An 11,843-nucleotide genomic window follows, 5' to 3' on the forward strand; every position below is an offset into this window, starting at 1 on the left:
GCAGATATCCGGAAGGTGGTCCACGCGGTCCGGGCCGCATCTAGCTGACCTTGGTGAAGCGGCCCAGGCTGCGGACGATGTTGTCGAGAAGTCCGCCGCCGCCCTCCGCCGTCGCGACCTGCCTTTGCACCGGCTGTCGGGCGAATCTCGGGTCGACCAGGCGCCGGCGATGCTCGCGGATGGCGGCGCTGACCGCGAGGCGGAAGACGTTGGGGCTGAGGGGCTTGATGGCGAAGCGGTAGATCTGCCCCTGGTTGATCAGCTTGACGATGGTGTCGGCGTCGGGGGCGGAGGTCGTCGCCACCACGGTGATCGAGGGATCGATCCTGGCGATCTGCGAGAGCATGTCGGTGACATCGACGCCGTCGACCTCGCTGTTGGTGACGATGACGCCGATCTCCTCCTGCTCCAGGATCTCCAGCGCCTCCTCCACGGTCGAGGCGGTCAGGATGCTGTAGTCGCGGGTGAACATCTCGAGCATTTCCTGGCGATCGCTGGCCAGGCCGTCGATCGCCAGCAGCTTGGTGGCGACGCCGAGCGGCGGCGTCAGCACCGCCTCCGCCTCCTCGGCCGCGGCCGGGGCCGAGCGCGCGATCTCGACCGCCTCGGCGATGACCTGGCGCAGCTCGTCCTGGTTCCACGGCTTGTTGAGGAAGCGGAAGACCTCGCCCTCGTTGACCGCGCCGATGATGGCGACCAGGTCGCTGTAGCCGGTGAGCAGGATGCGGACCGTGTTGGGCCACCGCCTGCAGACCTGCGACAGCAGCTCGATCCCGACCATCTCCGGCATGCGCTGGTCGGAGACGATCACGTCGATCCGGTGGGCCTCCAGGATCGCCAGGGCCTCCCGCCCGCTGGTCGCGGTGTGGACGTCATAGCTGGACCGGAACATCACCTTGAGCAGCTTCACGATGCGCTCTTCGTCGTCCACGAAGAGCAGGCTGGGCCTGTCAGTCATCTCGCTCTCCTTCATACCTGCGAAGCGTCATGGGAGGGGTGGCAAGCGGAGTCGGGCCGGGCGGCGGCCGGATGGTGAAGGTGTCTCACGCGGCGGCCTGCTCGAGCCGATGCTCGGCATCGGCCTTGGCGCGATGCGGCAGGATGATGGTGAAGGTGGTCCCGACGCCGGGCTGGGACCTGGCGGAGATGGTGCCGCCATGGGTCTGGATGATGCGGTAGCAGATCGACAGCCCCATGCCGGTCCCCTTGCCCACATCCTTGGTGGTGAAGAACGGATCGAAGATCCTGGGCAGGACGTCCGCCGGGATGCCGGTTCCGCTGTCCTCGATCTCGATCCGGATCGAGTCCTCGGACTCGGCCCGCGTGCGCAGGGTCAGCTTGCCGCGGCTGGGCTGATCGGCCATGGCATGGGCGGCGTTGTTGATCAGGTTCAGGAACACCTGCTTCAGCTGCGTCGCCGACGCATGGATCTTGGGGATCTTGCCGTAGTCCTTGATCGTGTCGGCGATGTATTTGACTTCGGAGCGGGCGATCAGGGCGGCGCCGTCCAGGGCTTCCTCGATGTCGATATATTCGAGACGGCCTTTGTCGAGGCGCGAGAAGTTCTTCATCGTGATGATCAGGTTGGTGATTTCCTCGAGGCCGTGCAGCCCTTCGTCGATCAGCATGTTGAGCTCGCCGATCTGATCGTCGGGCAGCCCGTCGGCCCCGGCCGGCCGCAGCTCCGCAATGATGCCGGAGGCGGCCGTCCTGCCCACCTGCATCTCGGCCATCTGGTCCCGGATCAGGCAGAACACCGCTTTCACATAGGCCAGCGGCGTGTTGATCTCGTGGGTGATGCCCGCCACCATCTGGCCCATCGCGGACAGCTTCGACGACTGGATCAGCTGCGACTGCACATCCTGGTTGGCCTGCTGCAGCGCGGACTTGTCCTGGTTGAGCTGCCGGTAGTGGCGGCGCAGCAGGTAGGCGGCCCAGGCCGTCGCCAGGACGAGCATGAAGCAGCACACCAGCATCAGGTCGCGCAGCAGCGACCGGTACCGGTTCTGGTCGGCCTCCAGGGCCTGCGCGTCGCGCTGCAGGCGGTCGATCGCCTGGGCGGTCGGCACGGCAGTGAGGTCCACGATCAGCTTGGTGCCGAGCTGCTTCTGGCGGAGGATGACCGCCATATGGGCCAAGAGCGTGTCCGCCTTGGACGCCGCCTCGGGCGATGTCCGGCCGGCGGCCTCGCGCAACGCGGCCATCTGGTTGTCGATGACCTGCCGGAGCTGCTCGCTGGGGGTGACGATATAGCTGGCCACGTCGATGACGATGCGGGTCAGCAGGTTGGCGATCGGCGGATTGGACGTGGGCCGGTCCGCGCCGCCTTCGAGCTCGGCGAACAGGTCCGCCGCGGCGATCGGCAGCAGGCGCGAGGAGTTGCTGATGATCGAATACTGCGCCTTGATCCGCTCGACGATGCGGATCTTGTCATCCATCGCCGAGCGATACGCGGCGAGCGAGGACGACAGGTCCCCGGTCTCCGCCGGATCGCCTTCGGCCAGGCCTTCGATCGTCCGGTAGCGATCGGCCAGCTTGCCGACGGGCGCGGCCACGGAGTCGTAGTTGGGGTTCAGGCCCAGCTCCAGGCTGAGGACGTCGGCGCTCCACAGTGCGTCGATCTGTTTCATCTCGGCGAGGTTGGCCAGCAGCTCCGACGGCCGGGTGTCCGGCGCGCGCAGCATCGCCAGAAGACTCGCCAGGGCCGTGAGAAGAACGGCGACGAGGACACTGCAGACGATCCTGGGTCTGACGATCATGACATGATCTCCGTCACCGTCTCTTCAATTGCGGTGGGCCGATTCACTGCGAAACGCGCGCGTCGAGCGGGCGTCCCTTGTATTCGCCGGTGAGGGTTCGCAGGAATGCCACGATCAGCGCGTTGTCGCGCGGCGGGATCTGGCGCCCGAGCTGGTATTTCGCCATGGCGTCGACCGCTTCGGTCAGCGTGGCGGCCGAGCCGTCGTTGAAATAGGGCGCCGTGAGCGCGACGTTGCGCAGGCTGGGGACGCGGAAGACGAACTTGTCCTCCTCGGCCTTGGTGGTGTTGTAGAGTCCGAAATCGGGATCGGCGACGGGGCCGTGCGACCGGAAATAGTCCCCCGGCATCCCGAGCACCCCGAACACCTGGAACATGTTGCCGCCGACATTCACCCCCTGATGACAGGAGGCGCAGCCATAGGTCTTGAACAGGCGGTAGCCTTCGAGCTCGTCGGGGTCCAGCGCCGCCGCGTCGCCGCGCAGGAACCTGTCGAACCGCGCATTCGGCGTGATCAGCGACCGTTCATAGACAACCAGCGCGTCGGTGATGGTCTGCGGCTGCATCCCCTGGGGATACAGCCCGGCGAAGGCCTGGGTCAGCGCCTGGTCCTGCGCCAGCTTGTCGAGGATCGCCGGCCAGGTCGTGCCCATCACGGCCGGGTCGTGGATCGCGGCCTCGACCTGCTGCTCCGACGATGCGAAGCGGCCATCCCACATCATGCGGAAGTTCAGCGTCGAGTTGAAGATCGTCAGCGTGTTCCGCTTCCCGGCCTTGCCGCCGAGCCCCTTCGACTTGGCCAGGCCGTCGTCGCCGCCATTGTCGAGGTCATGGCAGGACGAGCACGCATTCTCGTTGTCCTTGGACAGCCGGACATCGTGGAACAGGGCCTCGCCCAGATTGACCTTGCGCTGATCCAGCTCCAGCTGGAACGGGATCGGAGCGATCGGCTCCGGCGTCTGCGCGGCAACCAAAGCGGGTCCCAGAAACGCCAGGGCCAGGGCGGGCACGGCGGCGAGCAGGAGCTGCCGCCCGACGGTCGGGGCCGAAGCCTGCCCTGTCACGCGACAGTGCTGAGGGTCGGGATCATGCTTCATCTTCTGCCTGCCCTGACGGATTAGTGGCCGCGACGACGATGCGTGGCTGGAATTAGTGTCCGTCGGAAGAAGATCTCCACACTATGCGATCTGGTTATGGCCACATCATCGCGGTGATGGGCGGCGAGCCCACGCCGCTGCGGTACCGTCAGGACCGCGGGCCTCTGGGAGCAGAGTGCTGACACCAGCCCCGAGCGTCGCGCACCACCGGCCAGGATTCACCCGTCCCGGCCGGTCGTTGCCCAGCCGCCACTGCAGGGAAGGCCTGACATGCTCGCGCGGACCGCCGAACGGAAGATGCTCGTGGCAAGGGGCGTGCTGCTGACCGGATGGGCCGGTCTCATCGCCTCGCTGTTCTGGGATCCGGTCTCGATGGGCTGGACCCATGCCGGCACCCCCGTCGCGGTCCAGGACGGCGTGCTGGAAAGCGAGCCGTACCAGGTCGGGGCCCGGGTGTTCTGGACGATTGTCGTCCCGCTGATCCCGCTGTTCCTGATGGTGTTCGGGCACGAGGCCTGGCGGCGCATCTGCCCGCTGTCGCTGATGTCCCAGCTGCCGCGCTACCTGGGCTGGCAGCGGCAGCGTACGGTTGTGCGGCGCCGGACCGGCAAGCTCGAGCGGACGCTGGCGCTGATCCCGCGCGGCGGCTGGCTCGACCGCAACGCCTGGTACATCCAGTTCGGCATCCTGTTCGCCGGGCTGAATGCGCGGATCCTGTTCATCAACAGCGATCGTTATGCGCTGGCGGCCGCCCTGCTCGTTGTGCTGGCGGCGGCATTCCTGGTCGGCTTCCTCTGGGGCGGCAAGTCCTGGTGCAACTACTTCTGCCCGGCGAACATCGTCCAGAAGATCTACACCGAGCCGCGCGGCCTGCTGGAAAGCGCGCCGCATCTGCAGCGCCCGGCCGTGCCGCAATCGATGTGCCGCACCAGCTCGCCCGGCGGCGACCGCAGCGCCTGCGTCGGCTGCACCGCCAACTGCGGCGATATCGATCTCGAGCAATCCTATTGGAGCTCGATCCTCGATCCGGCCCGGCGCCGCATCTACTACATGTTCAACGGGCTGATCATTGGCTTCTACTGGTATTTCTACCTGTATGCCGGAAGCTGGGACTATTACCTCTCGGGGGTCTGGAGCCATGAGGCCGGGGCGCTCGGCCGGCTGCTCGATCCGGGCCTGTATCTCGCCGGCCAGGCGATCCCGATCCCCAAGCTGGTCGCCGTGCCGCTGGTCATGGGGACCGCCGTCCTGGCCTCGCTGGCCCTGGGCACCGGGCTGGAGCGGACCTATCGCTGGCTGCGGAGCCGCGCCGGCAAGCCGATCCCCGAAGTGGAGATCGTCAACCACTGCCTGGGCGTCAGCGCCTATCTGTCGATCAACATCTTCTACCTGTATGGCGGCCGGCCCAGCCTGCTGATGCTGCCCCCGGCCGCGATCCATTTCGTCGACATCCTGATCGTCTCGCTCAGCACGATGTGGCTGTGGCAGACGCTCAATCGCTCGGCGTTCCGGTATGAGCGTGAGAAGATCGCGTCAAGTTTGCTCAATCAATTGAAAAAATTGAAGATCGACCTCAGCCGGTACCTGGATGGCCGGTCGGTCGGCGAGCTCAAGCCCGACGAGATCTACGTCCTGGCCAAGGTGCTGCCGGAGCTGTCGCACGACCAGAAGCTCGAGGCCTATCGCAACCTGCTGGACGACGCCATCACCACCGGCAAGACCGGGGCGGTGTCGTCTGCCGATCTGCTGCACGACGTGCGGCAGCAGATGGAGATCAGTGACGAGGACCATCTGCGGCTGCTGGAGGAGCCGGAGATCTCCGAGGCCGCGGTCCTCGGCGCCGTCCGGACCACCACCAAGGAGCGGATGGCCTGCGTCGCCAACTACCACCAGATCATCGGCCGGTATCTCGTCGCCCATGTCGCGTCCGGCCGGACGCTCGACACGGTCCGGACCGATCCGGGCATGCAATCGACGATCAGGACCCTGCGCACCAGCCTGCAGATCACCGATGCCGAGCATCGCGGCGTGATGGCGGAGTTCACCGCGCCTGGCGGCATGCTGGCCCGGCAGATGGAGTCGATCCTCGATGCCCTGGCGAAGCTGCAGGGGGCGTATTTCTGCCTGCAGAGCTCCAGCCTGCCCGACCGCTTCGCCGGCACCCTGAACGAGCTGCTGCTGGCGGCCGACGAGGACCGGTTCGGGGCGCTGTGCGAGGCCGGACTGTCCTGCCTGCATGCCTTCGGCGACGGCAAGCTCGGCCGATGGTATGCGCAGGATCTGGCCGCCCTGGCCGGCGATGGCGTGGTCGACGGGCTGTCCCGACCGGTCGCCGGGCACGAGGATCTCAGCTGGGGGCAGGCGCTCGGCGAAGCGATCACCGCCGTCCTGCAGGGCATGGCGCCCGAGATCGACGGCGAGCGGCCCGCGGAGCTGCCGCGGCGGTCGTTCCGCGAGGTCATCGCCGCCGGCCTCGATCGCGCCGCCAGCCTGGCCCTGCTGCTGGAGCACGAGGCGCCGGTCGTCCGCGCCCTGACGCTGACCGCGTTCAGCTATGTCGACGACGCGCTGGCGCGTGGCACCGCGCGGCGGCTCGCGGAGAACGGGCAGGCCGACGGCCACTGGCTGCTGCGGCAGACGGTGGACATCCTGGCCGGTGCCGCGGCGGCGGAGTCCGGCGCGGCCGAGCCGGTGATCCACGCCGTGGTCGCGCTGCCCGACGGCACCCGGAGCCGCTCGACGCATGCGCAGCCGATGATCACGGTGGGCCGCGGCCCCGGCAACGACATCACCATCGCCAGCCCGATGGTGTGGCCGTACCACATGGCGCTGTCCTCGGCCCATGGCGAGGTCCGCATCCTGCGGCTCGACGGCGCCCGGATCTTCGTCGACGGCGTCGCCGGCGACGGCGAATCCTTCGTCCTTCGCCGCGACGCCCTGCTGACCTTCGGGCCGGGCGCCGGGGCCAGCCTGCAGATTGGCTGGCAGGACGCCGCCGAAAGCCGCTGCCTGCGATCCTTCGATCCGGCGCTGCGGCTGGTGGCGTTGGCCCGTAGCCCGGCGCTGCGGCCGCTGGGGCTCTCCGCCCTCGCCGACATCGTCCGCGACTGCCGGGTCGGGCGCTTCCGGGCCGGCGATACGCTGCCGGCGGCGGCCGGGTCGGGCGACATGCGCTTCCTCCAGTTCGGATCGGTCCGCACGTTCGCGCGCAGCTTCGAGGCCGGCGATCTGATCGATCCGGGCGATGGCGACGCAGCCTTCGAGATCGTCAGCGACTTCGCGATCGTCATGACCATCGGGCGGCCCGGCCTGGCCGCGACGGCGCCGGACGATCGGCCGCCGCCGGTCGCCGCTGAGGCCGCGGATCTCACGCCGTCCCTCCGCTACGCCAGCTGATCGCCGGATCGCACCACAAAACACGAGAACCAAGACAGGGAAACCACGCGCAATGGATACGCTGACCGAAAATATTACAGCCGAAACACAGGGCGTCGACCTGGCGGTTCTCGTGTTCCTGGTCTTTGTCTATGTCGCCGACAGCGAAAAGGACATCACGCCGCAGGAGGTGCAGCGCTTCCAGACGCTGATGAACGACCTGCATTGGACCGACAACGAAGATATGTGCCGGGCGCTGACCACGCTGCGGTTCAACTATACGGCGACCTGGGCCGATTACGAGGCCGGGACGCTGTCGGCGGACCGCGAGGCGATCGCCCGCCAGCTGGCCCGGTTCGACCAGGATTTCGGCACCGGGCGGGCGGACGCGCTGAAGGCGTCGCTCGCCGATTTCGTGCAGCGCGTCAGCCGGGGGCCGTCACGGGCGGGCGTCCGGTTCGCCCTCGGCGAGTCGCGGGGGCGGGCCAACGCCCGGCAGGAGCTCGAGGCTCTGCTGGCGCATCCGACGCCCGCCGCGGCGGACGCGCCGCGCGAGGCCGAGATCGAGCCGAGACCGGAACCGGCCGCGGCTGCGACGGCCGGCGCCGAGCCCTGGACCGCGGCGCGGATGGCGATCGGCGAGGCGCCGGTTTGGCAGGGCGGCCGGCTCAAGGTTCGCTGCATCGCCAGCATCGACGAGACGCGGGACACCAGGACCTTCACCCTGGCCGCCGACCCGCCCCGCCTGTTCAGCTACAAGCCCGGCCAGTTCATCACGCTGGAGCTGCCGGTCGACGGCCGGACCCTGCGGCGGAGCTACACGATCTCGTCCTCTCCGTCGCGGCCCTACACCCTGTCGATCACGGTCAAGCGCGTGCCCAAGGGCTGGGTCTCGAACTGGCTGCACGACACCATGGTGCCGGGATTCGAGCTCGAGCTGATCGGCCCGCACGGCCATTTCACCTGCGTCGACCGGCCCGCCGCCAGGCTGCTGTTCATCGCCGGCGGCAGCGGCGTCACGCCGGCGATGTCGATGCTGCGCTGGCTCGCCGACACCGGCTGCGCCGCCGACATCGTGCTGATCAACAATGTCCGCACGCCGGACGACGTGATCTTCGGGCAGGAGCTGCAGCATCTCAGCTCGCGCCTGGGCGAGGCGCTGCGTCTCGCCGTCGTGCCGTCGCGGGTATCCCCGGGACAGTCCTGGAACGGCCCGACCGGCCATTTCAGCGAGGCGCTGCTGCGGCTGCTGGCGCCGGACGTCATGGAGCGCGAGGTCTTCGTCTGCGGCCCTGCCGGCTACATGGCGATGATCCGGACGCTGCTGCAGGCGCGCGGCTTCCCGATGGCCCGCTACCACGAGGAAAGCTTCGGCGGCGCACCGGCCTCCGCCCCCGCCTTGCCGGCGCCCCAGGCTACGGCGGCGGTCCACGCTCCCGCGGTCCCGAAGGCGACCGCCGCGGCCGCACCGGCCCCGGCCGCCGCTGCTGCCGTCGAGGCCAGGCTGGTCTTCCAGGCCAGCGAACGGACGGTCGATTGCCGCGTCGGCGAATCCGTCCTCGACGCCGCCGACCGCCATGCGATTCCGGTCCAGAGCTCGTGCCGCTCCGGCGTCTGCGGCACCTGTCGGATGCGGAAGCTGAGCGGCACCGTGAGCATGGATGGCCAGGCCGTCCTGTCCGATCCCGAGATCGCGGACGGCTATTTCCTGGCCTGCATCGGCCAGGCGAGGGGAACCGTCGTGATCGACGCCTGAGAGCGGTGAGGCGGCGGCCGATCGGTCGCCGCCTCACCGGGTCAGGTCGTCGATCAGGCTTTGGGGGTCGGCGGCGCTGTTGTCGCGCATCCGCCGCATGTGCTGGACGAACAGGTCGACATAAGGCAGCAGCGCGTCGGAGCCGCGGGCGTGCAGCTCGGCCTTCAGCGCCGGCAACTGGGCGGCGATGATCTCGTCCGAATAGTCGCTGCCGGTGCTGAGCACGGTGTCGACATAGGTCTCGCGTGAGGTCTTGACGGTGTCCTCCAGCCCGTCCCGCTGGGCCTCCATCTCGCCGATCCGGGCGGTGGCGTCGGCGATGGCCTTGCGGATCGGCGGATCCTGGCGCCGGGCCTGCAGCTGGCGCAACGCCGGCCGGGCCACGCCCTCGATCGCGCGCTGCACCGCCAGCAGCCGCTGATGGTCGGTGCGCAGCTTGTTGCCGAGCAGGGCGCCGACATTGATCAGCAGCCGGATGGTGCGGTCCCGGGCGTCGTTGCGGTCGACCAGCGCCTCGCGGATCGATCGGCCGGCGTCGCGCAGCTGGGCCCGGACCGCCTCGTCGCCCGCCTGGTCGGCGAGGCGGTCGATGGTGCCGAGCGCGGTATCCTCGCGGCGCGCGGTCGACGGGGCCTCGCCGGAGGACGGCATCGCCTCCCAGGCCTTCTCGATCTCGGTCAGCTTCTCGGGCGAGGTCACCACCGGCGCCGCGACCACCAGGCGGAAGCCGAGCTGCTGGCTTTCCGTGGCCGTGGCGGCGCCGGCGGCGTAGTAGGGCATCTCGACCCGCATGCCGGACCGGATCTGGCTCAGCGGGGTGTTGTAGTCGCCGCCGCGCGCGATGAAGCCACCGGCCTGGCCGTGCAGCCGGCCGCGCCGGTTCAGCCGGAAGGATTCCAGCATCATCTCCGCGGCGTTGCCCAGGATGTCGTGCAGCCCGAGCGGGTTGGGCTTGAGCAGCCCGATCGGGTGCAGCCGGCCCTCGGCCGAGCCGGTGCCCTGGTACCAGACATAGTCGGCGGCGCCCTCCGGCATCGGGAACCGGGCCGCCAGGAAATTCTCGGAGGACACGGCCATGCCGCCGCGGGCCGCATATTCCCATTCGTCCTCGGTCGGCAGGCGCAGGAAGCCGGGCGTGCCCGATTCCGCGGGCAGCTTGTCGCGCGCATGAGCCAGAAGCCATTGCGAATAGCGGTTGGCGAAGCCGACCACGTCGAACCAGGAGATCTCGGTCTGCGGCACGCGCTGCCGCATCCCGGGGGCCGGGCAGGCATCGCCGGACAGCGCCGCCCATTGGGCGCGGGTGACCTCGTATTTGCCGATCAGGAAATAGCGGGTGCCGGGGACGGCAGGGTCGCCGAAGGCGCCGGCGATCACGTCATAGCGCCGGTCGCTGAAGAAGCCGAGCTCGGGCTGGGCGTCGCCGAACTGGACCCGGACGTCGTCGAGCACCCCGGTCGAGGGCAGGGCGACGCGGCGGAACGCCATGGCGCCGCCGCAGGGCATCGGCAGCACCACGTCGCCTTCCGCCGGGGCGGGGTTGTAGGCCTCGACCGGCCAGGGGGCGTCCTCGGCGATGGCCGGAGAGGCCGTCAGCAGCGCGGCGCCGATCAGCAGGCCCCGGAGGGACGACCGGCGCTCAGCCATCGCGGAGCTCCTTGGAGGCCTCGATGCGGGCCGCCAACAGGCCGCCCCAGCTGGCCGACAGCAGCGCCGCCGCCATCGTCGCCGCCGCGGCCACGGCGAGGTGGACGGGCAGCAACCGACAGATGCGCTCGCCGGGCAGGAGGCCGGTGGCGAAGGTGGTGTTGAGCACGGTGGCGGCGCCCTGGAAGACCGCGGCGCCGAGGACGAGACCGAGCAGCGCGATCAGAACGGCCTGGGTCACCGGGAAGGCGACCAGGGCGCGGGTCGGCAGGCCGATCAGCCGCAAGAGGGCGAGGTCGCGCCGCTTCCGCTCGACATGGCTGCGCAGCCCGGCCGCCAGCGAGATCAGGTAGCCGAAGCCGCCGCAGCCGGCGATCAGCCAGAAGGCGACGCCGAGATTGCGGTCGAGCGACTGCATCTGGGCGATGTCGGCCGCGGCCGTGCGGACCGCGATGTCCTGGCGCCGGAACGCCTCCTCCAGCCCGGCCACGTCGTAGATCGAGCGGGCATAGAGGCGGAACCGGGCGAAGCTGCGCTCGGTCTGCGGCCGCGGCCCCCCGGACCAGCCGCGGTCGTCGACGGCGTAGCCGTCGCGCCAGTCCTCGGTGGCGACGAGCAGGTCGAGCGGCGCCAGGATCGCCTCGCCCGGCGAGACCGGCTGGTCGGTGATGCCGGAGACGGTGAGCGGGATGCGCTGCGCCTCCAGCGTGCCGTCGCGCTGGCGGGTGATCTCGGCGACCAGCCGGCCGCCCTCGGCGACGCCCAGGGATTCGGCCAGCCGCCGCGTCAGCACCACCGCGGCGCCGGCCGGGGGCTCGGCCGCGCCGAGCATCGGGTCGCCGCGGCCGGTCGGCAGCATCGGCGTGCCGGACAGGGTGCGGCCGCCCGCCTCGCTGCGCAGCCGGGTGATGCCGGCGGCGATCGCGCGGGTCGCCGGCGTGACGAAGGCGACGTCCGGCCGGGCGGCGAGCTCGGCGAAGACTGCGTCGCCGAAGCAGCCGCTGCCGGCGGGGACGATCTCGCGGTTGCGCGGGTCCTCGATCAGGCGCTGGGCCATGGTGTCGATCAGGCCGAAGCGCAGCCCGAACAGGACGAGAAGGGGCGCGAGGACCGCGGCCAGGCCGAGCACCTGGCACAGCGCGATGCGCCAGTCATGGCCGAAATCCCGGGTGGCGAGGCGCGCCGCCATGGTGATGCGTCCGGTCATCGG

The 11,843-nt window shown here is 69.6% G+C and carries 7 protein-coding genes; 2 read left to right on the forward strand and 5 right to left on the reverse strand.

Annotated features, from left to right (window positions below; all coding sequences use genetic code 11):
- Positions 1-40 precede the first annotated feature (40 nt).
- The 3 genes from FFK22_RS05010 to FFK22_RS05020 all read right to left on the reverse strand — a co-directional run bounded on the left by FFK22_RS05010 (position 41) and on the right by FFK22_RS05020 (position 3,855).
- Positions 41-958: a response regulator gene (locus FFK22_RS05010; protein WP_186002313.1), complete on the reverse strand. Its 918-nt coding sequence runs from the start codon at positions 956-958 to the stop codon at positions 41-43.
- Between the two features lie 85 nt (positions 959-1,043).
- Positions 1,044-2,759, reverse strand: a complete 1,716-nt coding sequence (locus tag FFK22_RS05015) for a DAHL domain-containing protein (protein WP_138889019.1) — start codon at positions 2,757-2,759, stop codon at positions 1,044-1,046.
- Positions 2,760-2,802: 43 nt separating this feature from the next.
- Positions 2,803-3,855 carry a cytochrome-c peroxidase gene (locus FFK22_RS05020; RefSeq protein ID WP_138889018.1) on the reverse strand — a complete coding sequence of 351 codons (1,053 nt, stop codon included), beginning with the start codon at positions 3,853-3,855 and terminating at the stop codon, positions 2,803-2,805.
- 270 nt (positions 3,856-4,125) lie between these two features.
- Here FFK22_RS05020 and FFK22_RS05025 point away from each other — a divergent pair, with 270 nt between their 5' ends.
- Together FFK22_RS05025 and FFK22_RS05030 are read left to right on the forward strand one after the other, a co-directional pair.
- A complete protein-coding gene (locus tag FFK22_RS05025; RefSeq protein ID WP_138889017.1) occupies positions 4,126-7,251 on the forward strand; it encodes an FHA domain-containing protein in 3,126 nt (1,041 codons plus the stop codon).
- Between the two features lie 52 nt (positions 7,252-7,303).
- Positions 7,304-8,986 carry a hybrid-cluster NAD(P)-dependent oxidoreductase gene (locus FFK22_RS05030; protein ID WP_138889016.1) on the forward strand — a complete coding sequence of 561 codons (1,683 nt, stop codon included), beginning with the start codon at positions 7,304-7,306 and terminating at the stop codon, positions 8,984-8,986.
- A 33-nt stretch (positions 8,987-9,019) separates the two neighbouring features.
- Here the strand turns inward: FFK22_RS05030 and FFK22_RS05035 are convergent, their stop codons facing one another.
- Complete coding sequence (locus FFK22_RS05035) at positions 9,020-10,633, reverse strand: SUMF1/EgtB/PvdO family nonheme iron enzyme (protein ID WP_138889015.1); 1,614 nt, start codon at positions 10,631-10,633, stop codon at positions 9,020-9,022.
- A complete protein-coding gene (locus tag FFK22_RS05040) occupies positions 10,626-11,840 on the reverse strand; it encodes an ABC transporter permease (protein WP_138889014.1) in 1,215 nt (404 codons plus the stop codon). The genes FFK22_RS05035 and FFK22_RS05040 overlap by 8 nt, the downstream gene beginning before the upstream one ends.
- Between the last annotated feature and the right edge of the window lie 3 nt (positions 11,841-11,843).

The organism is Mycobacterium sp. KBS0706 (assembly GCF_005938675.2).
Lineage (GTDB): Bacteria > Pseudomonadota > Alphaproteobacteria > DSM-16000 > Inquilinaceae > Inquilinus.

What these genes read in the sequence shown, in the direction of transcription:
- FFK22_RS05015 (WP_138889019.1), bottom strand. Translation starts at nt 2,759, where the DNA reads ATGATCGTCAGACCCAGGATCGTCTGCAGTGTCCTCGTCGCCGTTCTT.
- FFK22_RS05020 (WP_138889018.1), bottom strand. Translation starts at nt 3,855, where the DNA reads ATGAAGCATGATCCCGACCCTCAGCACTGTCGCGTGACAGGGCAGGCT.
- FFK22_RS05010 (WP_186002313.1), bottom strand. Translation starts at nt 958, where the DNA reads ATGACTGACAGGCCCAGCCTGCTCTTCGTGGACGACGAAGAGCGCATC.
- FFK22_RS05030 (WP_138889016.1), top strand. Translation starts at nt 7,304, where the DNA reads ATGGATACGCTGACCGAAAATATTACAGCCGAAACACAGGGCGTCGAC.
- FFK22_RS05025 (WP_138889017.1), top strand. Translation starts at nt 4,126, where the DNA reads ATGCTCGCGCGGACCGCCGAACGGAAGATGCTCGTGGCAAGGGGCGTG.
- FFK22_RS05035 (WP_138889015.1), bottom strand. Translation starts at nt 10,633, where the DNA reads ATGGCTGAGCGCCGGTCGTCCCTCCGGGGCCTGCTGATCGGCGCCGCG.
- FFK22_RS05040 (WP_138889014.1), bottom strand. Translation starts at nt 11,840, where the DNA reads ATGACCGGACGCATCACCATGGCGGCGCGCCTCGCCACCCGGGATTTC.